18 protein-coding genes are annotated in these 25997 nt (G+C 63.1%); 7 read left to right on the forward strand and 11 right to left on the reverse strand.

Annotated features, from left to right (window positions below; translation table 11 throughout):
* Positions 1 to 56: 56 nt before the first annotated feature.
* From GDV60_RS17550 to GDV60_RS17560, 3 genes are read right to left on the reverse strand one after another with little or no spacing between them, the layout of a single operon-like run.
* The gene (locus tag GDV60_RS17550; RefSeq protein ID WP_159908251.1) at positions 57 to 1352 is read right to left on the reverse strand and encodes an FAD-binding oxidoreductase; all 1296 of its coding nucleotides are present in this window, start codon (positions 1350 to 1352) and stop codon (positions 57 to 59) included.
* Positions 1349 to 2437: a polyamine ABC transporter substrate-binding protein gene (locus GDV60_RS17555; RefSeq protein WP_159908253.1), complete on the reverse strand. Its 1089-nt coding sequence runs from the start codon at positions 2435 to 2437 to the stop codon at positions 1349 to 1351. The genes GDV60_RS17550 and GDV60_RS17555 overlap by 4 nt, the downstream gene beginning before the upstream one ends.
* Before the next feature lie 31 nt (positions 2438 to 2468).
* Entirely contained in the window at positions 2469 to 3827 is a 1359-nt protein-coding gene (locus tag GDV60_RS17560) for a glutamine synthetase family protein (protein ID WP_159908255.1), read from the reverse strand.
* 138 nt (positions 3828 to 3965) lie between these two features.
* Here GDV60_RS17560 and GDV60_RS17565 point away from each other — a divergent pair, with 138 nt between their 5' ends.
* Positions 3966 to 4862 carry a helix-turn-helix domain-containing protein gene (locus tag GDV60_RS17565; protein ID WP_159908257.1) on the forward strand — a complete coding sequence of 299 codons (897 nt, stop codon included), beginning with the start codon at positions 3966 to 3968 and terminating at the stop codon, positions 4860 to 4862.
* 114 nt (positions 4863 to 4976) lie between these two features.
* Here the strand turns inward: GDV60_RS17565 and GDV60_RS17570 are convergent, their stop codons facing one another.
* Genes GDV60_RS17570 through GDV60_RS17580 form a run of 3 tightly spaced genes read right to left on the reverse strand, consistent with a single transcriptional unit; the run spans position 4977 to position 8100 of the window.
* On the reverse strand, positions 4977 to 6080 hold the full coding sequence (locus GDV60_RS17570) for an acetoin dehydrogenase dihydrolipoyllysine-residue acetyltransferase subunit (RefSeq protein ID WP_159908259.1): 1104 nt from the start codon (positions 6078 to 6080) through the stop codon (positions 4977 to 4979).
* Complete coding sequence (locus GDV60_RS17575) at positions 6077 to 7096, reverse strand: alpha-ketoacid dehydrogenase subunit beta (RefSeq protein WP_159908261.1); 1020 nt, start codon at positions 7094 to 7096, stop codon at positions 6077 to 6079. Before GDV60_RS17575 ends, GDV60_RS17570 begins: the two co-directional genes overlap by 4 nt.
* Positions 7097 to 7122: 26 nt before the next feature.
* On the reverse strand, positions 7123 to 8100 hold the full coding sequence (locus GDV60_RS17580) for a thiamine pyrophosphate-dependent dehydrogenase E1 component subunit alpha (protein ID WP_159908263.1): 978 nt from the start codon (positions 8098 to 8100) through the stop codon (positions 7123 to 7125).
* Between the two features lie 309 nt (positions 8101 to 8409).
* Between GDV60_RS17580 and GDV60_RS17585 the strand changes: the two genes are divergently transcribed.
* Positions 8410 to 10269 carry a sigma-54-dependent Fis family transcriptional regulator gene (locus GDV60_RS17585; protein ID WP_159908265.1) on the forward strand — a complete coding sequence of 620 codons (1860 nt, stop codon included), beginning with the start codon at positions 8410 to 8412 and terminating at the stop codon, positions 10267 to 10269.
* 121 nt (positions 10270 to 10390) lie between these two features.
* On the opposite strand, the gene GDV60_RS17590 is transcribed toward GDV60_RS17585, so the two are convergent.
* Positions 10391 to 11170, reverse strand: coding sequence for an acetoin reductase (locus GDV60_RS17590; protein ID WP_159908267.1), 780 nt, complete (start codon positions 11168 to 11170; stop codon positions 10391 to 10393).
* A 192-nt stretch (positions 11171 to 11362) separates the two neighbouring features.
* Here GDV60_RS17590 and GDV60_RS17595 point away from each other — a divergent pair, with 192 nt between their 5' ends.
* Positions 11363 to 13525, forward strand: coding sequence for a TonB-dependent siderophore receptor (locus GDV60_RS17595; protein WP_159908269.1), 2163 nt, complete (start codon positions 11363 to 11365; stop codon positions 13523 to 13525).
* A gap of 180 nt (positions 13526 to 13705) precedes the next feature.
* Here the strand turns inward: GDV60_RS17595 and GDV60_RS17600 are convergent, their stop codons facing one another.
* The 3 genes from GDV60_RS17600 to GDV60_RS17610 all read right to left on the reverse strand — a co-directional run bounded on the left by GDV60_RS17600 (position 13706) and on the right by GDV60_RS17610 (position 16636).
* Positions 13706 to 14143 (reverse strand): carboxymuconolactone decarboxylase family protein, encoded by a 438-nt coding sequence (locus tag GDV60_RS17600; protein WP_159908271.1) that lies wholly within the window; start codon positions 14141 to 14143, stop codon positions 13706 to 13708.
* Positions 14144 to 14247: 104 nt separating this feature from the next.
* Positions 14248 to 15690 carry a mechanosensitive ion channel domain-containing protein gene (locus tag GDV60_RS17605; protein ID WP_092238657.1) on the reverse strand — a complete coding sequence of 481 codons (1443 nt, stop codon included), beginning with the start codon at positions 15688 to 15690 and terminating at the stop codon, positions 14248 to 14250.
* Between the two features lie 70 nt (positions 15691 to 15760).
* A complete protein-coding gene (locus GDV60_RS17610) occupies positions 15761 to 16636 on the reverse strand; it encodes a pirin family protein (protein ID WP_133715066.1) in 876 nt (291 codons plus the stop codon).
* Positions 16637 to 16814: 178 nt separating this feature from the next.
* Here GDV60_RS17610 and GDV60_RS17615 point away from each other — a divergent pair, with 178 nt between their 5' ends.
* Together GDV60_RS17615 and GDV60_RS17620 are read left to right on the forward strand one after the other, a co-directional pair.
* A complete protein-coding gene (locus GDV60_RS17615) occupies positions 16815 to 17552 on the forward strand; it encodes a response regulator transcription factor (protein WP_092238651.1) in 738 nt (245 codons plus the stop codon).
* A 29-nt stretch (positions 17553 to 17581) separates the two neighbouring features.
* Entirely contained in the window at positions 17582 to 18901 is a 1320-nt protein-coding gene (locus tag GDV60_RS17620) for a HAMP domain-containing sensor histidine kinase (RefSeq protein ID WP_133715157.1), read from the forward strand.
* Between the two features lie 220 nt (positions 18902 to 19121).
* On the opposite strand, the gene GDV60_RS17625 is transcribed toward GDV60_RS17620, so the two are convergent.
* Complete coding sequence (locus tag GDV60_RS17625) at positions 19122 to 21062, reverse strand: TonB-dependent receptor domain-containing protein (protein ID WP_159908273.1); 1941 nt, start codon at positions 21060 to 21062, stop codon at positions 19122 to 19124.
* 578 nt (positions 21063 to 21640) lie between these two features.
* On the opposite strand from GDV60_RS17625, the gene GDV60_RS17630 reads away from it, so the two are divergent.
* Complete coding sequence (locus GDV60_RS17630; protein ID WP_159908275.1) at positions 21641 to 22753, forward strand: efflux RND transporter periplasmic adaptor subunit; 1113 nt, start codon at positions 21641 to 21643, stop codon at positions 22751 to 22753.
* Between the two features lie 2 nt (positions 22754 to 22755).
* The gene (locus tag GDV60_RS17635; protein ID WP_159908277.1) at positions 22756 to 25854 is read left to right on the forward strand and encodes an efflux RND transporter permease subunit; all 3099 of its coding nucleotides are present in this window, start codon (positions 22756 to 22758) and stop codon (positions 25852 to 25854) included.
* Positions 25855 to 25997 lie beyond the last annotated feature (143 nt).

A 25997-nucleotide genomic window follows, 5' to 3' on the forward strand; every position in this document is an offset into this window, starting at 1 on the left:
TTTATAGCGTATTGGATCCGATCATGCTGTGTTTTAAACCGCCCCCCCGCTAAGCCCTAGCCCAGCATTTCCCGCAGCCGGTACCACAACATGCCCAGCGCCAGTAAAGGCGAGCGCAAGGCCTTGCCGCCCGGGAACGTCATATGTGGCACCCGGCTGAAGGTCTCCAGGCCCTGGCTGTGGCCGGCATGGATCGCTTCGGCCAGCAGCCGCGCGCACCAGTGGGTGACATTAAGCCCATGCCCCGAATAGCCCTGGGCGTAAAACACGTTGGGGTACTGTTGCAACCGACCGACCTGGGGAAAGCGATTGGCGGTAATACCAATCTTGCCGCCCCATTGGAACTCGATGGCGGTAGTGGCCAACTGTGGAAACACCTTGAGCATTTTCGGGCGCATATAAGCGGCGATATCCAGCGGGTCGCGCCCTGAGTAATGACAGGCACCTCCGAACAGCAACCGACGGTCTGCCGACAGCCGGTAATAGTCCAGGCCGACTTTCTGGTCGCACAGCGCCAGGTTCTGCGGGATCAGTTCATCGGCAAGCGCGGCCGGTAATGGCTCGGTAGCGATGATATAGCTGCCGGCCGGCAGTACCTTGCCGCTCAGGCGTGGCTCCAGTTCCTCGAGGTGTGCATTGCACGCCAATACCAGGCTGGCAGCCCGCACAGTGCCGCTGGCGCAGCGCACCCGCACGGTGTCGCCATGGCTCAGTTGCAGCGCCGGGCTCTGCTCGAAAATCCGCACGCCCAGCGCCTCGGCCACGCGGGCCTCGCCCAACACCAGGTTGAGCGGATGCAAGTGGCCCGAGCCCATGTCCACCAAACCACCGGCGTACCGCTCAGAGCCGACCACCAGCGCCATATCCTGCGCCGCCACCAGCCGGGTTTCAGGCTTATAACCCAGAGCGCCCAGGCTTTGCTGCTCGCCCTTGAACGCGGCAAATTGCGCCGGCGTATTGGCCAACTCACAAAAGCCCCAGCGCAGGTCGCAGTCGATCGAATGCTCACGGATACGCTCACCCACCAACGCCACCGAATCGATCCCGGCCCGTTGCAGGTATCGCACGCCTTCCTCGCCCACATGCCGGGCAAAGCCCGAGACATCATGGCCGATCCCCCGGATCAACTGCCCACCATTGCGCCCACTGGCGCCCCAGCCAATACGCCGGGCTTCCAGGAGGATCACCGAAAGGCCGCGCTGGGCCAGTTCGATGGCGGTGTTGACGCCGGTAAAGCCGCCGCCGATCACACACACATCGGCACTCAAGTCCTCGGCCAGCGCTGGGCGTTCGGGCATGGCATTGGCCGAAGCCAGGTAATAGGAGCGGGCGTGGTCGTGGGACTGGTTCATCGGTTGGACTTCACTTTGCTCCAGGCGCGGGTCATCACACGCATGATGGCCGGGCTGGGGGTGGTGGAAATGTACAGTTTGTCGAGCACCTCCTGGGGCGGGTACACCTCGGGGTTATTCACCAGTTCCGGTGCCATGAAGGCCTTCGCCGCCAGGTTGGGATTGGCGTAGCCGACATAGGTGCTGACCTTGGCAATGACCTCGGGGTCCAGCAGATAGTTGATAAACGCATGGGCCTCTTTCGGGTTGGTGGCGTCTGCGGGAATCGCCAGCAGGTCGAACCACAGGTTGCTGCCCTCCTTGGGAATCGAATAGGCGATGTTCACCCCGTTCTTGGCTTCCTTGGCGCGGTTGGCCGCCTGGAACACATCGCCGGAGTAGCCGAAGGCCACGCAGATATCACCATTGGCCAGGTCCGAGATGTACTTGGATGAATGGAAATAGGTGATGTACGGGCGCAGGGTCAGCAACTTGGCTTCGGCCTTTTCATAGTCGCCGACCTTCTCGCTGCGCGGGTCCATGCCCAGGTAGTTGAGGATCGCCGGGAACGCTTCATCCGCCGAATCCAGGAACGCCACGCCGCATTGCTGCAGCTTCTTCAGGTTCTCGGGCTCGAACATCACTGCCCAAGAGTCGATGTGGTCGATGCCCAGCACCTGCTTGACCTTGTCGACGTTGTAGCCGATGCCATTGGTGCCCCACAGGTACGGCACCGCATGCGCATTGCCGGGGTCGTTCTGCTCCAGCAGCTTGAGTAGCTTGGGGTCCAGGTTCGGGTAGTCGGGCAATTGCGCGCGGTCCAGCTTGAGGAACGCCCCGGCCTTTACCTGGCGGCCCAAAAAGTGATTGGACGGCACCACCACGTCATACCCGGTTCGCCCCGCCAGCAGCTTGCCCTCCAGGGTTTCATTGGAGTCGAACACGTCGTAGACCACCTTGATCCCGGTCTTGGCCTGGAAGTCGGCCAGGGTGGTCTCGCCGATGTAATCGGTCCAGTTGTAGACACTGACCGTCGGTGCGGCGTGGCTGGCGCTGCTGAAGACTGCGGCCAGGGCCAACGGGAGAAGCTGTTTGACGAGATGCATATCGACACCTTTTTTATGGTTGGTGGTGGAGTCAGACACTCAGCAGCAGGAACTCACGCTCCCAGGAGCTGATCACCCGTTTGAAATTCTCATGCTCGGCACGTTTCACCGCGACGTAACCCCGCACAAACTTGTCCCCCAGGTACTGCTTGACCGTGTCGCAGGCTTCCATGCGCGCCTGGGCATCTTCGATGGTGATCGGCAGGCGCAGGTTGCGGCGTTCATAGGCACGGCCTTCCACCGGGGCGCTCGGCTGGATCTTCTCGATCATTCCCAGGTAGCCGCACAACAGGCTGGCGGCGATGGCCAGGTAGGGGTTGGCATCGGCCCCCGGCAGGCGGTTTTCGACGCGCATCGCGTCGGGGCTGGAGGTCGGAACACGCAGGCCGACGGTGCGGTTTTCTTCGCCCCACTCCACGTTGACCGGCGCCGAGGTGTCGGGCAGGAAGCGGCGGAACGAGTTGACGTTGGGCGCGAACATCGGCAGCAGCATCGGGATGTATTTCTGCAGCCCGCCAATGTGCTGCAAGAACAGCTGGCTCATCTGCCCGCAAGCGTCGACAAACACCGGTTGGCCGGTGGCGATATCCACCACGCTCTGGTGCAGGTGCATGGCGCTGCCCGGCTCGTCGGCCACAGGCTTGGCCATAAAGGTCGCGGCCACGTTGTGCTTGAGCGCGGCTTCGCGCAGGGTGCGCTTGAACACGGTGATCTGGTCGGCCAGGTCGAGGGCGTCGCCGTGGCGGAAGTTGATTTCCATCTGCGCCGGGCCGTCTTCGTGGATCAGCGTATCGAGGTCCAGGCCCTGGGCTTCGCACCAGTCATAGACATCTTCAAACAGCGGGTCGAACTCGTTGGCCGCGTCGATGGAGAACGACTGGCGCCCGGTCTCGGCACGCCCGGAACGGCCCACCGGGGTTTTCAGCGGCAGGTCCGGGTCTTCGCAGCGCTGGGTCAGGTAAAACTCCATTTCCGGCGCGACAATGGGCTGCCAGCCCTGGTCCGTATACAGCTGCAGGACCTTTTTCAGCACGTTGCGCGGCGACAGTTCGATGGGGTTGCCCTGTTTATCGAAGGTGTCGTGGATCACGATGGCGGTGGGTTCGATGGCCCACGGCACCACATAAGTGGCGTTGGCCACCGGGCGGCAGATCATGTCGATATCGGCCGGGTCCAGCAGGTCGTAATAGATATCGTCGTCGACAAAGTCCCCGGTTACCGTTTGCAGCAACACACTTTCCGGCAGGCGCATGCCGCGCTCATGCAGGAACTTGTTGGTGGGCGCGATCTTGCCGCGGGCAATGCCCGTCAGGTCGCTGATCACGCATTCGACTTCGGTAATCTTGTGTTCTTTCAGCCAGGTGGACAGCTGATCGAAAGGGGCATTCATAAAGACCTCGGCATGGGTTGGATGCGGCGCCCAGTTGTACTCCCGGCGCATTGAGGTCTATCTTGGGCCAGCCTTCGAAGGGCATCTATCCACTTTGCACGAACCACAACGCACCAATAGAGTGCGCACGGATCACCCATGACACAGGCAACAGCTTTGCGCGTACAGGCCTTCACCACCGGTGATGTGGCCGCTCAATGCAGTGCGACACCCGGTTGGGTACAGCAGTACCAGCAGATGTCTCCGGGGCATTTTGCCGGGCAGGTGCGCTACCTCGACCTGCAGGGTGTGCAGGTGTACGAGGAGTGCATGAATACCCGCGTCGAGCAGCACTTCAACGCGCCGCCGGGCTCACTCGCCTTCTGTTTCGACGGCAGCGACAACGCGCTGTATCTGCTCAATGGCGAAAGCCGCAATACCTGGATCACCCCGGAAAACTACCGTGAAGTGGCGGTGGTGTTCGGCCCGCAATTTGTGCAGCGCCATGGCCTGGATGTGGCCAGCCTCGAAAGTTTGTTCATGGCCCCGTTGACCTGCCAGCAAAACGCGCTGTTCAGTCGCTGGCTCAGTGGCACCCTGACGCGCCTGGCCTGTGCGGTCGACCCGATCAGCCGCGACGCCCTCACCCGGCAACTGCTGGACGATTGCCTGTTTATTCTCGACAACGCCTGTGTCTGCCTGGACCGCCACTCATTGCAGCGACGCGGCGCAGAACGCCAGTTGATGGCACGCATTGGCGAGTGGGCGGCTGATGCGCCGGATGAAACGGTCAACCTGCTGCAACTGGCGCAGATTGCCGGTGTGCCGCTGCGGCAGTTGCAGCAGGGCTTCAAGACCTACACCGGGATGAGCCCGGCACAATGGCTGCGCCTACGCCGATTGAACGGCGCGCGGCGCGAGTTGTTGAACTCAGCCACCACCACGGTGGCCGAGGTGGCGATGAATTGGTCGTTCTGGCACCTGGGGCGGTTTTCCAATAGCTACCGGGCGCTGTTCAAGGAACTGCCCAGCGAAACCCTCAAGCGTCATGGTTGATACGCGGTCAACCCTGTGGGAGCGGGCTTGCTCGCGAAAGCGGTGTGTCAGGCAATGAATGTCTGACTGACCCACCGTATTCGCGAGCAAGCCCGCTCCCACATTTGATTGCTATCAGGCTTGAGATTTGAGGAAGAGACTCAGCAACTGATTCACTTGCTCCGCCGCCTCCAACTGCACCATATGCCCCTGCCCCGGCAAGACCTCCACCTGGGCCTGCAACCCCTGGGCATGCCGCACCGGGATGATGGCATCGTCACTGCCCCAGATCACCAGGCTCGGCTGTTGCCCTACCACCGCGCGTAAATCCAGCATCTGCCGCCCGCCGTCGAACAACTTGGCATTGAGTTGACGCAACGCCTGATCAACCCCTTCCAACCGTTTGAACTTGAGCATGTCTTCAAGCATCTGCCGCGTGACCAATGCCGGGTCACTGAACAGTTGCACCAACTGCGGCTTGAGCGCGTTGCGGTTATTGGCCTCGGTGAATCCCTGCAGGTAGTCGCCGTTGATATCCGCGCCCAGGCCGGCGCTGGCGACCAGCACCAACGACGCTACGCGCTCCGGCGCCTGGCTCGCCACCGTCAGCGAAACCAGCCCGCCCATGGAGTGCCCAGCCAGGTGCACGCGTTCGAGGTTGAGGTGATCGAGCAACACCAGCACCGCCTGGCTCAATTCCTCGGCATCGCCATTGTGCAAGTGCTTGCCCGACTCGCCATGCCCCGGCAGGTCCAGGGCGATCACCCGGCGCTCGGCGGCCAGGGCCGGATGGTTGAACAGCCAGTTGTTTAAGTCGCCACCAAAACCATGGATCAGCACCAGCGGCGTGCCGCCCTCGCCGAGGTCGAGATAACGCAGCAGGCGCCCATCCAGCTCGACCTTCTGCGCACTCGGCCCCGACGCCTGTGCCTCGGCGCTGCTGGAGACAAAGCCGGCATTGAAGCTGTCGATCACTGCATCGATCTCTGCCTCCGTGGCTTCGCCTTCCACCACAATGCCCAGCAATGCGCCGACCGCCAATGTCTCATCGCTCTGCGCCAGCACCCGGCGCAACACGCCACTGAACGGCGCCTCGACGCTGCTGGAGATTTTGTCGGTCTCCACGTCGAGCACTTCCTCGCCCTTCTCCACCCGGTCGCCCGGCTGCTTGAGCCAGACATCGACCCGGCCTTCGGTCATCGACAAGCCCCACTTGGGCATGGTCAAGGTATGGATCATGCCGCAGTCCTCTTGTCAGCGATCTTGCGCACAGCGGCCTCGATCTTCGCCGCATTGGGGATGTACAGGTCTTCCAGGGCATCGGAAAACGGCACCGGGGTATGCGGCGCGGTGACCATCTCGATCGGCGCGCGCAGAAACGAAAAACCACGCTGGGCCACCAGGGCGCTGATGTCCGTGGCGATGGAGCAGCGCGGGTTGGACTCGTCGATCACCACCAGGCGCCCGGTTTTCTCCACGCTTTCAAGGATGCTGTCTTCATCCAGTGGGCTGGTGGTGCGCAGGTCCAGCACCTCGCAGTCGATACCCTGGCGGGCCAGGTTGACCGCGGCTTCCAGGGCGATATGCAGCATGCGCCCGTAGGTCACCAGGGTCACGTCGTTGCCTTCGCGTACAAAGTTGGCCTCGCCAAATGGCACGGTGTACAGCTCCTCCGGCACTTCGCCTTGCAAGCTGTAGAGCATCTTGTGTTCGAGGAAGATCACCGGGTCGTTGTCGCGGATCGCCTGGATCAGCATGCCCTTGGCGTCATAGGGCGTGGCCGGGCACACCACCTTCAGGCCAGGGATGTGCGTCCACATCGAGGTGAGCATCTGCGAATGCTGGGCCGCGGCACGCAGGCCGGCGCCGTACATGGCGCGCACCACCAGCGGCGTGGTGGTCTTGCCGCCGAACATGTAGCGGAACTTAGCGGCCTGGTTGAGCAACTGGTCGAGGCAGCAGCCGATAAAGTCGACGAACATCAACTCGCACACCGGGCGCATGCCCCGGGTGGCGGCGCCCACGGCCATGCCCACGTAACCGACTTCAGACAGCGGCGCATCCAGCACGCGCTCGGGGAACTCCGGGTACAGGCCCTTGGTCACCCCCAGCACACCGCCCCAGGCATCCTGCTCACCCGGGGCGCCGGTGCCGCCGGACACGTCCTGGCCGATGATAAAAACGCTCTGGTCGCGGCGCATTTCCTGGGCCAGGGCTTCGTTGATTGCCTGCTGATAACTGATTTTGCGAGCCATAAAATTCTCTCCGGGTCTTGTTGTTATTAGCGGTAGGCGACGTAGACATCGCTGAGCAGGTCGGCGGCCTGGGGCTTGGGATCGGACTTGGCCAGGCGCACGGCGTCGTCGATCAACTGCGCGACTTCCCCGTCGATACGCTCGAACTGCGCCGCGTCCAGCCAGCCTTCGGCGCTGCAGCGCTGGCGAAACAGCGCCAGGCAGTCCTGGGTTTCGCGCAGGTTTTTCACTTCATCGCGGCCGCGATAGGTTTGCGCGTCGCCTTCAAAGTGGCCGTAGAAGCGGTGCAGCTTGACCTCGACCAGGGTCGGCCCCTCGCCCTGGCGCGCCCGCTCCACCGCTACGCCCAGCGCTGCGTGGACGGCAAAGAAGTCATTGCCATCGACGATCACCCCCGGCATGCCAAAACCCACGGCGCGCTCGGCAATGTCCTTGCACGCCACCGACCAGCCGGAGCCGGTCGCTTCCGCGTAGCCGTTGTTCTCGGCGACAAACAGGCACGGCAATTTCATGATCGCGGCCAGGTTCATCGCCTCGAGTACCGCGCCTTCGTTGGAACCGCCGTCGCCAAAAAACGCCACGGCCACGCCCTGGCTGCCCTTGAGCTTGGACGCCAACGCCGCGCCGGCCGCCAGCGGTGCGCCGGCACCGACAATGCCGTTGGCGCCGAGCATGCCCTTCTCCTGGTCGGCGATGTGCATGGAGCCACCCTTGCCGCCACAGACCCCAGTTTTCTTGCCGTAGATCTCGGCCATCATGCCGAACACATCCACGCCCTTGGCGATGCAGTGGCCGTGGCCACGGTGGTTGGAGGCGATGCAATCTTCATCGTTGAGATGGGCCATGACCCCGGCGGCGCAAGCCTCCTGGCCGGCATACAGGTGCACGAAGCCGGGGATCTCGCCGGTGGCGAATTCCACGTGCAGGCGTTCTTCAAAATCACGGATGGTGCGCATCACGGTATAGGCATGCAGCAGTTGATCAGTGGACAGGTGAGTGGACATCTTGTTGTTCTCCAGGTTGTCTCGACACACAAAAGGCTGGCTGCGGCCAGCTGCAACCTGTTCAGCACAGCCTGTGCCAAGGCGCGGTAAAACCTGGCAAAGCCTTGATCCAGAGCAGTGCCGTGCGGTTGTGCCGCTGCGGCATGCCACCGCACAATGAGACGACGCATTGCAGCGTGCAGGCTGCGTCTCAGGCAGGATGAGACGTTGCGTCTCACGGCGGGCAGTTGGTCAGGCCGCCCTTGTCCCCTTGCGCCCCCGGGCGCTTAATGGCGGGCATAACAACAAAGATCGAGAACCGGAGGCCTTATGCTCGCCGCGAACTCCAGGGAGCATGTCGACTGTGTCAGTCGCGTGGTCCGCAATGCCGAGCGCCTGCCCCAGGCGCCAGTGCCGTCGCTGATTTTCGATTCATGGCGCCGTTCCATGGAGCAACACCACCTGGACCCCGGCTCGCTGCAGGGCCCACGGATCCTCACCGAACCGTTGCTCAAGGAATGCCGCGAGCGCGCCGAGCTGTTCATGCGCATTGCCAGCGAGCAAGTCAGCCAACTGCACCACCGCGTGCGCCATGCCGACTACTGCGTGATGCTCACCGACGCCCAGGGCCAGACCATCGACCACCGGGTAGATGCAGCGATCCGCAGCGACTGCCGCAAGGCCGGCCTGTACCTGGGCACCTGCTGGTCGGAAGCCGAAGAAGGCACCTGCGGCGTGGCCACGGTGTTGACCAGCCAAGCGGCGGTGACGGTGCACAAGCGCGATCACTTCCGCGCCGCCTTTATCAACCTGACCTGCTCCGCCGCGCCGATCTTCGACCCCCAGGGCAACCTGCTGGGGGTGATGGACGCTTCGGCGCTGCAATCGCCGGATGACCGACGCAGCCAGCACCTGGTGCGCCAGATGGTGGCGCAGAGCGCCCAGGCCATCGAAAACGCCTTCTTCATGCACAGCGCCGCCCGCCACTGGGTGCTCCAGGCCCACAGCACACCGGGTTATGTGGACAGCCAACCCGATCTGCTGCTGGCCTGGGACCAGGACGGTCGCCTGCAAGCCTTGAACAGCAAGGCACGCCAGGCGTTGCGCCGGCGTTTTGGTCAGGTGCCGGTGCATATCGGCGAGGTGTTCGACCTCGATGCGTTGCGCGCGGTGACCGATCAATCGGTCCAGCAACTGCAGTGGCTGGGAGAAACCGGCGTGCTGCATGTGCGCGTCAACACCCCGCGGCGCCAACCTGCGCGGGCGCTGCCCCATGCCCAGGTCGACCCACGGGTGGAAGAACACCTGCGCCTGGCCGTGCGGGTCAAGGACCGCAACCTGCCGGTGCTGGTGCAAGGCGAAACCGGGGCCGGCAAGGAAGTCTTCGCCCGCCAACTGCACGCCCGCAGTGCGCGCCGCGACGGACCATTCGTGGCGGTGAACTGTGCGGCGATCCCGGAAAACCTGATTGAAAGCGAGCTGTTCGGCTACGTCGCCGGGGCCTTTACCGGGGCCTCCAGCAAGGGCATGACCGGGCTGTTGCAACAGGCCCACGGCGGCACGTTGTTCCTCGATGAAATCGGCGATATGCCCCTGGCCCTGCAGACGCGCTTGCTGCGGGTGATGGCCGAAGGTGAAGTAGCCCCGCTGGGCGCGGCGAAAACCCGCGCGGTGGATATCCAGGTGATCTGCGCCAGCCACCGCGACCTCGCGGCCCTGGTCAATGACGGGCGTTTTCGTGAAGACCTGTACTTTCGCCTGGGCTGCGCCCGCGTCACCCTGCCGCCGCTGCGCGAGCGCACCGACAAACTGGGCTTGATCAACCGGCTGTTGGAGCAGGAAGCACGCAACAGCGGGATCACGGTGGGAATCGGCCAGGCGGCGCTTGAAGCACTGCTGGGCTATGCATGGCCAGGCAACGTGCGGCAACTGCACCATGTGCTGGCGTATGCCTGTGCGGTGTGCGAAGGCGGGACGATCCAACTGGCGGATTTGCCGGTCGAAGTGCGCGGCGAGCGGGTGGAGGCCGAGGTCGAGCACAGTGCGAGCCCAGAGCGGCAGGTGCTGCTCGATGCGCTGGTGCGCCATCGCTGGAAGCCGTTGCCGGCGGCGCAGGCGCTGGGGATTTCCCGCGCGACCCTGTACCGCCGGGTCAAGCAACTGGGCATCGATATGCCCGGTAAACACTAACCCTGTGGGAGCTGGCTTGCCTGCGATAGCGGCGGATCAGCTAGCAAATTTGCTACTGGCACACCGCTATCGCAGGCAAGCCAGCTCCCACATTTGACCGAGTTGAACCAGAGAACGGGGTTTAGCGGTATACAAGGCCGCCGTCGATCAACGGTGCCTGGCCGGTCATGTAGTCCGAATCCGGGCCGGCCAGGTAGGCCACCAGGCCTGCCACGTCCTCCGGCGTTTCTGCACGGCCCAGCGCAATGCCATCCACGTACTTCTTGTAGGTTTCTCCCACTGGCGCACCGGTAATCTCGGCCATGCGCTTGTCGATCTCGACCCACATATCGGTACCCACCACACCCGGGCAATAGGCATTGACCGTCACCCCGGCGCTGGCCAGTTCCTTGGCCGCCGCCTGGGTCAGGGCGCGCACGGCAAACTTGGTCGCCGAATACACGCCCAGCAGTGCAAAGCCTTCATGCCCGGCAATCGAGCAGGCATTGATGATCTTGCCCTTCTGTTTGAGCGCCTTGAACTTGTTGCCGGCGGCCTGGATGCCCCACAACACGCCCTGCACGTTGATGCCCAGGGTGCGTTCGACCTGTTCCGGGGTCACATCCAGCAGCGAATCGATCTGCGCCACTCCAGCGTTGTTGACGATGATGTCGAAGCCACCGAGGGTCTGGTGCGCATGGTCGACCGCCGCGACGACCTGTTCACGCTTGGACACGTCGGCGGTAAACACCGAGGCTTTGCGTCCAAGTGCCACGACCTCGGCTGCCACGGCTTCGAGCTTGGCGCTATTGATGTCGACCAGGGCGATATTCGCCCCGTCCCGCGCCAGGCGCAGGGCGATGGCCCGGCCAATGCCCTGCCCGGCGCCGGTCACCAGTGCAACTTTTCCAGCGATACCCATGACGATCTCCTGCAACGATAAGCGAAGCCTTGTCTATCGCAGGTGCGGGGTCGCGCTGTCGAGGCCCGGATGAACTGGCGTGGGGCTTGAGACGCAACGTCTCAAGCCGACGCGCCACGGCCAGTACTTGTAAAGGCGCGCAGTTATGCCTAGCTTATGCGCCCCCGCCCCGCGCTTTAAGGCCTTGCCCCCATGGTTTTGCGTTTTCGCCCCGAAGTCACTTCACATTTGGCCCTCGGCCTGCTGCTCAGCGGCGGTATCGGCAACAGCCTGGCGGCTGAGCTTGAACTGCCAGCGCTGAACATTCAGGGCCAGGATGAGTCCGGTTATCGCGCACAAAGCGCGTCGGTCGGCGGCTTCGATGAAGCGCCGCTGCTCGACACCCCGGCCTCGATCACCGTGATCAATGCCGCGTTGATCAAGGACCAGCAGGCACGCCTGCTCAGTGAAGTGCTGCGCAACGACGCCTCGGTGGGCGAAAGCTACGCGCCGATCGGCTACTACGAAAACTTCGTGGTCCGGGGTTTTTCCCTGAATGCCGCCAGCAGCTACAAGATCAACGGCCGCACCGTCACCGGCGAGCAGAACGTCGCCCTGGAAAACAAACAGCGGGTGGAATTGCTCAAAGGCCTGGCGGGCCTGCAAAGCGGGATTGCCGAACCCAGCGGCGTGATCAACTACGTGACCAAGCGCCCGGAAGATGTGCGTTCGGTCACGGTGTCCACCGACGATCGCGGCAGCGGCTACATCGCTACCGATGTCGGCGGCTGGTTTGGCAGCGAGCAGCAATTTGGCTTGCGCGCCAACGTCGCCCATGAAGACCTCAACTCTTATGTCGAACACGCCAATGGCCAGCGGGATTTTGTGTCCCTGGCCTTCGACTGGAACATCAGCCCCGACGCCGTGCTGCAACTGGATGCCGAATACCAGGACAAGCAGCAGCGCTCGGTGCCCGGCTACCAACTGCTTGGCGGCACCGAAGTGCCCCATGACGCCTCGCCGAAAAAACTGCTCGGCCATCAGAGCGGCTCCAAACAGGTGGGCATCGACTCGCTGAACCTTAACGGCAAGTTCGAGTACCGCTTCAGTGACCAGTGGAAAGGTAGCGTCAGCGCGGCCCGCAGCAAGGTGGTGATTGATGACTACAGTTCGTTTGCGTGGGGTTGCTACGGCTCCCCGAGTTGCGCCGGCGTCAAAGTGCCGAACTACTTCAGCCCGGAAGGCAACTACGATATTGCTGACTATCGCAGCCCCGACGACACCCGGCGCAATGATGAAATCCAGGCGGCAATGACCGGACTGTTCGACACTGCTGGGATAGGCCATGAACTGACCTTCGGCACCAGCGCGTTCCGCCGGGTGATCGACAAGCGCAAGTCAGTCAACGAGTACATCGGCAGCGGCAATATCGATCAGGACCCGGAAACCTTCCTGCCCACCGACAAGCCCCTGAACGACAGTCACCGGCGCCTCGACAGCCGCCAATACGGGCTGTTCGTCACCGACCGCATCAGTTTCAACGAGCAATGGCAAACCGTGCTCGGTGGCCGTGAAGTGCGCCTGGATGAAAAGTCTTTCGATCAATATGGCGTGCAGGAACGTCACACCCAGCAGTACGAGTTCCTGCCCAACGCTGCGCTGATCTACAAGCCGATGGCCAATCTGTCGCTGTACACCAGCTACAGCAAAGGCTTGTCGCTGGGCGGCGAGGCACCGTGGTACGCGAGCAATGATGGGGAAATCCTCGCGCCGACGGTCTCCCGGCAGATCGAAGCCGGGGTGAAATACGACTGGCGCCGCATCAGCTTCGCCGCCGCCGTGTTCCAGACACGCCAGGCCTACCAGTACGCCAAACCTGATAGCGCCGGTGATTTCACCTACGTGCAACAGGGCCAGCAGAAAAACACCGGCCTGGAGCTGTCGGCCAATGGCTGGGCCACCGAGCGTCTGCAGATCGCCACCAGCGTGGCGGCGATTCGCGCACGGGTGAACGGCAGCGGCACGCCACAGTATGAAGGTCACCAGACGATCAACGTGCCCAAGCTGCGCGCCAGCGTATACGCCGACTACGCCCTGCCTTGGGTCAACGGCCTGGCGGTACTCGGCGGCGTGCAATACAGCGCCAGTAAAAACGCCAATCGCACCGGCAATGTAGAGGTGGGGGATTATGCGCTGGTCAACATTGGCAGCCGCTACACCACCAAGGTCGACGGCTATGAAACGGTGTTTCGCCTGAGCGTCGACAACCTGTTCGACAAGCGCTACTGGCGTGACGCGGGCGAATACATGGGCGATGACTATCTGTTCCAGGGCGCGCCATTGACGGCGCGCTTGAGTGCCTCCGTCAACTTCTGATCCCGCCCCAAGTAACGGGCTGTCGTGGCGAGCGGGCTTGCCCCGCGTTGGGCTGCGAAGCAGCCCCAGTAAGCCGAATGCGGTGTATCAGATACTCCGTAACCGCTGGTTTTGGGGCTGCTTCGCAGCCCAGCGCGGGGCAAGCCCGCTCGCCACAATGGCAAGTCCCGCGATAGGGCGTTACTTGGGCATCTTGCGAAAGCCCACCGCCAGCCGGTTCCAGCTGTTGATGGTGGCGATGGCCACGCTCAGGTCAACCTGTTCGGCGGGGCTGAATTGGTCATTGAGCAACGCGTAGTCTTCGTCCGCGGCGTGGGTCTGGCTGATCAGTGTCAGGCTTTCGGCCCAGGCCAGGGCGGCACGTTCCCGTGGGGTGAAGAACGGTGTTTCACGCCAGGCCGAAAGGGTGCACAGGCGGCGTTCGGTCTCGCCGCCCTTGCGTGCATCGGCGGTGTGCATGTCCAGGCAGAAGGCGCAGCCGTTGATCTGGGACACGCGCAGGCGCACCAGTTCCAGCAGGGGCAGTTCGATGGACAATTTGCCGACGGCCGCTTCCAGGGCAAGCATGGCTTTCATTGCGTCAGGGGAAGCGGTGTAGAAATCGATACGGGCAGACATGTTGTAACTCCAGGGCAGAGGGGATTGGTGCCCAGCTTAAACACCCCACTGCCCTGCACAAATAGCCAATCCGGGCGAAGAACAGGTAGCCAATGCCAGGCGAATCAGGCCCGGCTGCGCAGCCAATGCAGGAAACCCTTTTTCACCGGCACGATGGGCGCATCCTGGGTCAGGTGCTGGGCGGCGTGCAGGCGGAAATCCAGGAGGTTTTGCATGGCTTCGCTGATATCGTGGCGCGCATCCAGGCACGGTTTGAGGTATTCCTTTTCGATGCGGTAGAGGGTGCAGTAGGTCTTCGCCACAAAGTCCGCCGGCACGCCTTGCTCACCGAGGATCCCGGCTTCGCCAATCACTTCTCCCGGCCCCATGCGCCCGCCTTCGAACGTGTGCCCGGCCTTGGCCAGCATCACCGAAACCACCCCGGACTCGATGATAAACAGATGATCGCTGACCTCCCCCGTCGGCAGGATCATCTCGCCGGCGCGGAAGGTGTGCAGGGTCATGTTCTGGCTGAACGTTTCCTTCTCTTCCTGGCGCAGGGTCGAGAAGATATTGGAGCTTTCCAGCAGCGCCCGCGCCGGCGAGGTGGTCGGCGAGGTGGGGCTCTCGGCGCTCGACAGCAGGCTGACGCCAGCCGCCTGCAAATGCCGGTAGGCCAGGTCATAAAGCTGATTGCGCACCTCGCGTTTAAGGCCCATGGCGGGCACAAAGCCGCTGATTTCATATTCCACACCGCCGCCCGTGGAGGTCTTGAACGCCACGCTTGGCGCCGGCTTGGCCAGCAATTGCCGGCAGCCCTGCATGGCACGTTCCAAGGCTTCGAGCACTGTTTGTGGGCGCGCATGGGGGCTGACTTGCAGGCTCACCGCCAGGCCGAACATATCGGCCGGGCGCGAGAAGTTGATGATCTTGGCCTTGGCCGCCAACGAATTGGGGATCACTGCCATGCTGCCCTGGGAGGTTTGCAGGCGCGTGGCACGCCAGTCGATGTCCGTCACCCGGCCTTCGGTACCGTCGATGGAGATCCAGTCATCCAGTTGGTAGGGCTTGGTGGTATTGAGCACGATCCCGGAGAACACGTCGCTCAAGGTGCTTTGCAAGGCCAGGCCGACGATGATCGCCACCGCGCCGGACGTCGCCAGCACGCCCTTGACTGGCAGGTCGAGCACGTAGGCCATGGCCGCGATGATCGCGATCAGGAAGATCACCGCGCCCATCAGGTCTTGCAGCAACCGCCCGGTATGGCCGACCCGTTGCATCATCAAGGCCCCGAGCAAGACCGTCAGGGTGCGCGCGGCGAACAACCACCAGCCGATCTGCAACGCCGTGGCGGCCAGGTGCAGCGGGGTGTTGTCGGCATAGGGTGCCAGTTGCATGGGGTTCATGCCGTCGTTGAACAGCACGGCGCTGAACACGGCGAAAATCCCCAGGCGCGCGATCAGTTTCCAGTTGCCGGGGCTGGCCGAAAACAGACGCCAGACGAAGATATCGATAATGATCAGCGCCAGGGCGCACAGCATCGGGTGATCGGAGATAAAAGACAGCATCCAGGCGACTCCAGGGCGAATGCCCTGAAGATCGCACGAAATGCAGTTGGCGGGTATAGGGCGCCGCCAATCAGCTGGCGGCGCCGTGCAGTTGGCCGAATTGGCCGGACTGGAAGTCGGCAAAGGCCTGGTGGATCTCTTGCTCGGTGTTCATCACGAACGGACCGTGACCGACGATGGGCTCGTCGATGGGTTCACCACTGAGCAACAGCACCATGGCGTCAGCATTGGACTCCAGGCTGATCTGCTCGCCATCACGCTCGAACAGCACCAGTTGCCCTTCGCGTGCCAGTTCACCGCCGTTGACTTGCACGGTGCCTTTGAGCACCACCAGCGCGGTATTGCGCCCGGCGTGCAGGTCAAAGGTCACGGCCTTGCCGCCATTGAGGCGCAGATCCCACACATCAATGGGCGTAAAGGTGCGCGCCGGGCCTGTGTGGCCGGCGAACTCACCGGCGATCAGGCGCAGGCTGCCGGCGCCGTTGGCCAGGGGCAACGCGGGGATATCGCCGTCGAGGATGGTCTGGTAGCCGGCGTCGCTCATTTTGTCCTTGGCCGGCAGGTTGACCCACAGCTGCACCATTTCCAGGGCCCCACCTCGTTTGGCGAAGGCTTGGGAATGGAACTCCTCATGCAGGATGCCCTTGGCTGCCGTCATCCACTGCACGTCGCCGGGGCCGATGGTGCCGCCTGCACCGGTTGAATCGCGGTGCTCGACTTCACCTTCGTAAACGATCGTCACGGTTTCAAAGCCGCGATGGGGATGCTGGCCCACGCCACGTCGCTGCGTGGTGGGGGTGAAATCCGCCGGGCCGGCGTGGTCCAGCAGCAGGAACGGGCTGATGTGCTTGCCCATGGTGTCGTAGGAAAACAGCGTGCGAACCGGGAAACCGTCGCCAACCCAATGGCCACGTGGGCTGGTGTAGATACCGATGATGTTTTTCATGATGGTCCTCCAATGTGCATACACCTTAAATCCAATACCAATAAGGCGGTAGACGGCGGATTTGGCTCGCATCGTTCCATACATGGGACGACCCTGGAACGGTGGCGCATAAAGCGAGTGAATGATAATGACTCGTAGTAATATCCCCACTCTCCCGTTCAACTCCCCGAGGGCCACCATGCCATTTGCTCCTGCGCCGGCAGCGCCGCGCGTCCTGGTGGTGGACGACCACCGCAAGATCCGCGAGCCGCTGGCCATCTATTTGCGTCGCCACAGCTTCGAAGTGCGCACCGCTGAAGATGCAGCGGGCATGTGGCAATTGCTCAAGACCCAGGCCTTCGACGTGATCGTGCTGGATGTGCTGCTGCCCGATGGCGACGGTTTCGAGTTGTGCAACCAATTGCATCGGCGCAGCAACACCCCGGTGATCCTGTTGACCGCCCGCGATGCCGCCGCCGACCGCATCCGGGGCCTGGACCTGGGTGCCGATGACTACATCACCAAGCCCTTCGAACCCCGGGAACTGGTGGCACGCCTCAACAGCGTGCTGCGTCGCCAGGGCCGCACCCATGCCCCCCTGGCACCGACCAGCCGCACCTATGGCTTCGCCGGCTGGCACTTCAGCACCATCAGCGCAGTGCTGACCCGCGAAGGCTGCCCCCCCGTTCAACTGAGCACCGCCGAAAGTCGGTTGCTGCAAGTGTTCCTCAACCACCCCAATACCCTGTTGCCCCGCGAGCGCCTGATCGACCTGACCGCCGCCGCCGACAGCGATGTCAGCGACCGCGCCATCGACCGCCAGGTCAGCCGCCTGCGCCGCAAGCTGGCCCACGACACCGAAGCCGTGGACCTGTTGCGCACCATCTGGGGTGGCGGCTACCTGCTGGCGGCTGATGTGACCCCATGCGTCTCTTGAACCGTTTGCGCCGCCTATGGCCGCGCACGCTGGTGCAGCAATTGAGCCTGTTGCTGCTGTTGGCGCTGCTGGCCTCCAACGCCATCGCCATGCTGTTCCTGCAACGCACCGGCAGCCTGATCCACCCGCTATCGCGCAGTTTCAGCCTGGAACGCCTGGTGATCGCGCACCACGCGGCCGTCGACCTGCACGGCGAAGAACCCGCGCACTTGATGGCCGCCATGAGCAACGAAGGCGCCCGTTTCTGGATCGCCCCCACCGCCGAAGTCGAGCCGTTTGAACTGCGCCCCGAAGAGCGCCGCCTGGCCAACGAATTGCGCCAGCAACTGCAACTGCCACCAGACGTGAGCATCGGCATGCAGTTGGAGCGGGTCAGCGGCGCCAATGCCCGCACCCATGTGTTCAGCCCCGCCGGTTGGGCGCCGTTGCGTTTGCGCAGCAGCATCGCCCTGCCGGACGGCCAGTACCTGAACGCGCTGCAGCATCCCGCGGGGGCGTATGAATGGGGCCGCGTCCTGGCCTACAGCCTGCCGGTGACCACGGTGCCAGTGCTGCTGATCGTGATGTTTTTCATCGCGCGGGTGGTGCGCCCGGTCAAGACCCTGGCCCAGGCCACCGAACGGGTCAGCCGGGGCGAATGGATCGCGCCGCTGCCCTTGAGCGGCCCCCAGGAAGCCCGCGACCTGACCACCGCCTTCAACACCATGCAGGCCAACCTGGCGCGGCATGTCGAAGGGCGCACGCGGATGTTGGCGGCGGTCAGTCACGACCTCAACACCCCGATCACCGAACTGCGCTTGCAGGTGGAGTTGCTGGAACCTGGCCCTGAACGCGACGACATGCTCGACAGCCTCGGCGAACTGAGCGCCATGGTGCGCGAAACCCTGAATTTCGTGCGCGACGATGCCGTGCAGGAAGCCACCCGCCGCACCTCGCTGAGCGCTTTGCTGGATGACTTGGCCAAACGCTACCGGCGCATGCAGCAACCGGTCACCTGGCAAGGCGCCCCACCGCTGCTGCTCGATTGCCGCCCGCTGGCCCTCAAGCGCGCCCTGACCAACCTGATCGACAACGCCGTCAAACACGGTGGCGATGCCTGTATCAGCCTCAAGCGCGAGGACAGCGGTGTGCTGTGCGTGGAGATTCTCGATCATGGCAGCGGCCTGCCCCAGGACTGGCTGAACAAGGTCTTCGAGCCGTTTGTGCAGTTGGGCGCCAGCGACGGTGGCCTGGGGTTGGGCCTGGCGATTGCACGCTCGTGCATCCAGGCCCATGGCGGCGAACTGCTCCTGGAAAACCGCCCACCGGCCGGGCTGTGTGCGGTGGTGCGCCTGCCCCAGGCGGCTTAGATTGATGTGGCTGTAGGGCTTGCTGTGGCGAGGGGGCTTGTCCCCCGCTGGGCTGCGCAGCAGCCCCAAAACATGCCACTTCGGTGTATCTGATAAAGCGCAGTGGATCTTAGGGATTGGGGCTGCTTCGCAGCCCAGCGGGGTGCAAGCCCCCTCGCCACAGCAAGCCCTTTTTCCACAGCAAGCCTCCTAGCCATCACAAAGGCCGTCTGCAACTGACCTAGAAGTTGAGCGTTGCGCCCATCCACAAGGTGCGGCCGTAGTTCACCGTGCCGTAGGTCTCGTCATCCAGGCGCTTGTTGGCCAGGTTGTTGAGTGAGGCATTCAGTACCAGCGAGTCGGTCACATCGAACGAGCCGCCCAGGTCGGCCGTGGTGTAGCCCGGCGCCGGTTTTTCGCTGGTGAGGGTGTTGCCGGTTTCCTCGCCGTAGTAGCTCAGCGACGCCCAGGCCTGGGCGCGGTCGTTGATGCTCCATTCGGTGCGCACATTGGCCTTTTGCTTGGGGGTCAGGGCCAGGGGCGCGCCAGCGTTGGCGCCGGTTTTCTGTTCGGAATCGGTGTAGGTGTAGTTGGCCTTGAGCAGCACGCTGGGGTTGATATCCCATTGGCCGTTAAGCTCCACGCCCTGAATGATTGCCTTGTCGACGTTGACCCGCTCCATGATGGTGTAGCCATTCCAGCGCTGGTCGGTGGTCACGGTGGACAGCTTGTCCTGGAAGTCGTTGTAGAACAGGGTCACGCCCGCCGACAGATCATCACGGTTGCTCCACAGCGCCGAGACTTCATAGTTGGTGCTGGTCTCTGGCTTGAGGTCCGGGTTGCCGAACATCACAAAGCGGTTGCGCCGCAGGTAGGCGTAGTCCGCCACGACTGCACGGATCTCCGGGGCCTTGAAGCCACGGGCGATCCCCCCCTTGAACGTCCACTGCTCGGTGGCGCGCCACACCCCATAGAGCCGTGGGCTGACGTGGGCACCGTACTCTTCGTGATGATCCAGGCGCAGGCCGGTGGTCAGGGCGAAGCTGTCGGTGACCGACCATTCGTTCTCGGCAAACAGGGCTTTTTGCACCACCGAGAACTCGTAGTCCACACGGTCGCCCAGGCCCTGGTTCCAGTCGGTCAGCTGGCTTTCGTTCCACTGCATGCCCACGGTGCTGACGTTATGGGTGGTGGGCACTACCAACTTGGCGTCGAACACGCTGTTCTTGACCTCGGGCTTGCGTCCGAAAATATCGGTTTGGGCTGGCGTGGCACGGCCTTCACGGGTGGAGGTTTCCTGGGAAAAGGCGATGTCCGAGGTGGCCCAGCCCCAGCGGCCCTGGTGCGACAGCGACCAGTGATCGCGGTTGTTCTCCTGCTCGCGGGTGGCCCAGTTGGCGCTGATCCCATCACCGTTTTTCAGGCGCGTGGCCCCGGCTTCGAGGAGGATGTCGTGGTCGATGCTCGGGGTGAAGGCCAGTCGTGCAGTGAGATCGCGGTGATCCGCCTTGCTGAAGCCATTGGTCTGCTCGATATCGTCATCGGCCTGGCGATCGAGGTAACGGCCCCACACCTGCAGGCCGAGCAGGTCTTCCTTGAGCGGGCCGCTGAGGTAGAACTGGGTCTGGCGCGCATTGCCCTGGTCGCTGTGCTGGCGGGCCGAGTAGTCATAGCCAATCGAACCGCCCCATTGTGGCGAGACCTTGCGCGTGATCACGTTGATCACGCCGCCGATGGCGTCGGAACCGTACAGCGACGACATTGGCCCGCGCACCACTTCGATGCGCTCGATGGCGGCGGCTGGCGGTACAAAACTCTGCTCATAACCACTATTGCCATTGACCCGCGATTCACGGGCGCTCTGGCGTTTGCCATCCACCATGATCAGCGTGTAGTCGGCGGGCATGCCACGGATCGAGATGTCGGTTTCATTGGTCCCGCCATTGACCGTAACGCCCTCCACATCCCGCACGGCATCGCCCAGGTCGCGGTACGACTTGCGGCGCAAGGCCTCGCCGTCGATCACGGTGACCGAAGCGGGTGCGTCTTCGACGTTCTGTTCAAAGCCGGAAGCGGTGACCACCACTTCATTGAGTTCCAGTGACGCAGGCTCGTTGGCGTGAGCGTTGAGACTGCCGGCCACCAGCAGGGCCAGCGGCGCAAGACGAAAAGCAGGAAGCATGGCGTAGACCTTCAGGATTATTCTCAAAAGAGAATCGTAATCATCTACACCCCAATAACTTGGACAAAGTGTGACAACTCCACCCACGTCCCTGGCCGCTTGCTTTTGTAGGAGCTGGCTTGCCAGCGATGACCATAAGTATCTACACAACTTTCAGAAACTGACGAACTCCCCTGTGGCGAGCGGGCTTGTCGGAACGCCGCATCGCCCGCGCTGGGCTGCGAAGCAGCCCAAAAAGCCCTCCACGTTTCTTCAGATAAACCGCGATGGCCGGGTTTAGGGCTGCTTCGCAGCCCAGCGCGGGCGATGCGGCGTTCCGACAAGCCCGCTCGCCACAACTGCGCTATCTGCCTGGATTTAGGCGTTGCGGCAAAGTTGTGTAGATACCGATGCAGCGATGACGCCAGCAAGAACACCCCGGAGCGCCAGGTATCTGACCTCATCCTGAACGACCATCGCCGGCGAGCCGACGCCTACAAAACCTGAACAAGGGCTGGCTTAAATTATATTTCGGCCGTAATATTCGGCAAAATATTACGCTTGTAATTTCACCAACCCAGCGCCGCCAGGAGCCTGAAATGAGCCCACGCCCTCCCCTTCACAGCCTTTTCCCGCCCCTGGTGCTGTTGCTCCTGCTCAGCGGCTGCAACAGCCAGGCCGACCCCAGCGCCAACGCTGCCCCGCCGCGCCCGGTGCTGGCGGCCAAGGTCGAAGCCGCCGCCAGCCAGCAGAACGCCTATACCGGCGTGGTGGCGGCCCGTACTGAAAGTGACCTGGGCTTCCGGGTCAGCGGCAAGGTGATCGAACGCAAGGTCGATCCCGGCCAGCATGTGTCCCGGGGCGATACCTTGTTGGTGCTGGATATCGGCGACTTCGAACTGGCGCTGCGTTCGGCGAAAAACCGCGTCAACGCCGCCCAGGCCCAGTTACGCCAGCGCCGCGATGACGCAAACCGCTACCAGCGCCTGGCCAGTACCGGCGCGGTGTCACGGCAGATTTTCGAACAGTCCGCGACTAACCTGCGGGTCGCCGAAGCGGAGCTTGCCGCCGCCCAGTCGGATGCCAGCCAGATCGAAAACCGTCGTACCTACTCGGTGCTCAGGGCCGATGGCGACGGAGTGATCACCGACGTGCGGGTAGAGCGCGGGCAGGTGGTGGCCGAAGGGCAGATCGTCGCGCGCCTGGCCCACGACGGAGCGCGGGAAGCGGTCATCAACCTGCCGGAAAACCAGCGCGACCGCGCCTCGCAAAAAGCCCTGGCCTTACCCTTCGGTGCACCGGACCAAGCCGTCAACGCGACCTTGCGTGAACTGTCCGCCAGCGCCGATCCCGTCACCCGCACCTATCGCGCGCGCTATGTGTTGCACGGTGCGGGTGAGCGTTTCGCCCTCGGCTCCACCATCACCTTGCGCCTGCAAGGCAACGGCCAGCCGCCACAGACCCGCGTGCCGATCGGCGCCCTGCAGGATGCCGGCAGCGGCACCGGGGTGTGGCTGATTGGAACAGATGACAAGGTCAGCTTCGCCCCGGTCACCGTGGCCAGCCTGGGCCAGGAAGAAGCCTTGCTTTCTGGCGGCGTCAGCCCCGGCCAACTGATCGTCGCCCTCGGCGCGCATCTGCTGCACCAGGGTGACAGCGTGCACCTGTTGCCCGCCCAGGCACTGTCCCTCAATCGCCGGCAGGAACCTTGAGCATGCATGGCCTGAACCTCTCCGCACTGGCGGTCAAACACCGCGCCGTCACGCTGTTCCTGATTCTCGCGATACTCGCCGCCGGGATTTTTTCCTTTGGCAAACTGGGGCGCGCCGAAGACCCGTTGTTCACGGTCAAGGTCATGACCATCACCGCCGCCTGGCCCGGCGCCACGGCCCAGGAGATGCAGGAGCAAGTGGCCGACCGCCTGGAAAAGCGCCTGCAGGAACTGGACTACTACGATCGTGTGGAAACCATCGCCCAACCGGGGTTTGTGTCGATGCGCATGACCTTTCTCGAGTCCACGCGCCCCAATGAAATCCAGGACCTGTTCTACCAGACCCGCAAAAAACTCAGCGACGAAGCGGCCAGGCTGCCCAAGGGCGTGATCGGGCCCTTCTTCAACGATGAATATTCCGATGTGTACTTCGCCCTGTACGCCCTGGAAGCCGAACACCTGCCCCATCGCCAACAGGTGCAGATGGCCGAAGCCATGCGCCAGGACTTTCTCAGGCTACCGGGGGTGAAGAAGGTCAATATCCTCGGCGAACAAGCGCAGCGGGTGTTTGTCGAGTTCTCCTACGAGCGCCTGGCCACCCTCGGGATCAAACCCGAACAGATCTTCGCCGCCCTCGCTGCGCAAAACGCCGTGGCCCCGTCGGGGTTTGTCGAAACCGCCGGTGCCCGCGCCTATATCCGTATCGACGGCGCCTTCGACAGCCTGGCGCTGATCGAAAACGTGCCGCTGCCGGTGGACGGCAAAGTGCTGCGCATCGCCGACGTCGCCACCGTCAGCCGTGGCTATGAAGACCCGCCCAGCTACCGCATCCGCCACCAGGGCGACCCCGCGTTGATGCTCGGCATCATCATGGAAAAACACTGGAACGGCCTGGACCTGGACAAGAGCCTCAAGGCCGAGGAAGCCAGGATCCAGGCAGACCTGCCCCTGGGCGTCAACTTCGCGAAAGTCTCCGACCAGGCGAAAAACATCAGCCTGGCAGTCAATGAATTCATGCTCAAATTCTTCGTCGCCCTGGCGGTGGTGATGCTCATCAGCCTGTTGGCCCTGGGCTTTCGCGTCGGTTTGGTGGTGGCGGCCGCGGTGCCGCTGACCCTGTCCATCGTGTTTGTGATCATGCTGCTGACCGGCCGCGAATTTGACCGCATCACCCTCGGCGCGCTGATTATTTCCCTGGGGCTTTTGGTGGACGACGCGATCATCGCCATTGAAATGATGGTGGTGAAGCTCGAAGAAGGTTTCGACCGCATCCACGCCGCCACCTTTGCCTGGAGTTCCACCGCCGCCCCCATGCTGACCGGCACCCTGGTGACGATCATCGGCTTTCTGCCGGTGGGTTTTGCCCGTTCGGGTGCGGGCGAGTATGCCGGCAATATTTTCTGGATCGTTGGCTTTGCCCTGATCGCCTCCTGGTTGGTGGCGGTGGTATTTACCCCGTACCTGGGGGTCAAGCTGCTGCCGCACATCCAGCCGGTGCCCGGCGGCCACGACGCAATCTATGCCGGCCGCTGGTACCAGAAACTGCGCGACCTGGTGCAAACCTGCATGCGCCGACGCTGGCTGGTGACCGGCCTGGTCGTGTCGGCGTTTGTGCTGTGCGGCTTGGGCATGGCTGTGGTGAAGAAGCAGTTCTTCCCTAACTCCGACCGCTCCGAACTGATCCTGGAGGTGTATATGCCGCCGGGCAGTGCCTTCAAAAGCACCGAGGCGGTGGCGGCGCAACTGGAAAAGGCCCTGCTGCAGGAACCGCAGACCCGCATGGTCGACACCTACGTGGGCGGCGGCGCGCCACGCTTTTTCCTGTCGCTCAACCCCGAATTGCCCGACCCGGCGTTCGCCAAACTGATCGTGCAAACCGCCGATGCCCATGCCCGGGACGCCTTGAAACTGCGCATGCGCGAACGTATCGCCGACGGTGAATTCCCCGCAGCGCGGGTACGGGTGACGCAATTGCTGTTCGGCCCGCCGGTGCCCTTCCCGGTGGTGTTTCGCGTGTCCGGCCCGGACGTGAATGTGCTGCGCAGCCTGTCTGAGGAAGTGCGCCAGGTGGTCGCCGCCAACCGCCTGACCAAGGATGCGTTCCTCGATTGGGGCGAGCGCAGCAGCGGTTATCGCCTGGTGCTGGACCAGGATCGCCTGCGCCTGCTGGGCTTCACCCCCGACGAGGTGAAATCCCAACTCAACGCCCTGCTCAGCGGCAACCCCATCACCGAAGTGCGCGAAGGCAACCGTACGGTATCGGTGGTAGCCCGTGCCCAGGGCAGCCAGCGCGAGGACCTCGGCAACCTCGCCAATATGACCCTGACCAACAGCGCCGGGGTATCGGTGCCCCTGGCTCAGGTAGGGCATTTTCAGGCGGTGATGGAAGAACCGATCCTCAAGCGCCGCAACCGCGCGAGCACCGTCGAAGTACGCGCCGATATCGTCGACGGCGTGCAGCCGCCCGATGTGGAAATGGCCGTCTACAAAGACCTGCAACCGCTGATCGCACGATTGCCGACCGGCTATCACCTGGAGATCGGCGGCCCCGTCGAAGAAAGCGCCAAGGCCAACGTGGCCCTCGCGGCACTATTCCCCATCATGATCCTGCTGACCCTGACGGTGATCATGTTCCAGGTGCGCTCGTTCGGCGTGATGTTCATGGTCTTCGCCACCGCGCCGCTGGGCTTGATCGGCGCGGTGCCGACCCTGCTGCTGTTCAACCAGCCGTTCGGCTTCAATGCGATCCTGGGGCTGATCGGGATTGGCGGGATCCTGATGCGTAACACGCTGATCTTCACCGATCAGATCCGCCAGAACCAGGAACACGGCATGGCGACCAGCGAAGCGATTGTCGAAGCCACCGTACGCCGCGCACGGCCGGTGATATTGACCGCACTGGCCGCGGCGTTGGCGTTTATTCCGCTGACCTTGTCAGTGTTCTGGTCGTCGCTGGCCTATGTGCTGATTGGTGGGGTTTTGGTGGGGACGGTGTTGACGCTGCTGTTCTTGCCGGCGTTGTGCAGCTTGGTGCTGGGCCGGGACAAGCAGCAGGCAGCAATCCCCCAAACCCGCCCCCTAAAAACCACCATCCCCCTGTAGGAGCGGGCTTGCCCGCGATAGCGGTGGATCAGTCAATATCTACAGTGACTGACACGCCGCCATCGCGGGCAAGCCCACTCCTACAACGAGGTCAACGCTTGGCCAACGCCATCCACCGAAATATCCCACCCTGCGGCCAGATA

The organism is Pseudomonas sp. DTU12.1 (assembly GCF_009873475.1).
GTDB classification, from domain to species: domain Bacteria; phylum Pseudomonadota; class Gammaproteobacteria; order Pseudomonadales; family Pseudomonadaceae; genus Aquipseudomonas; species Aquipseudomonas proteolytica.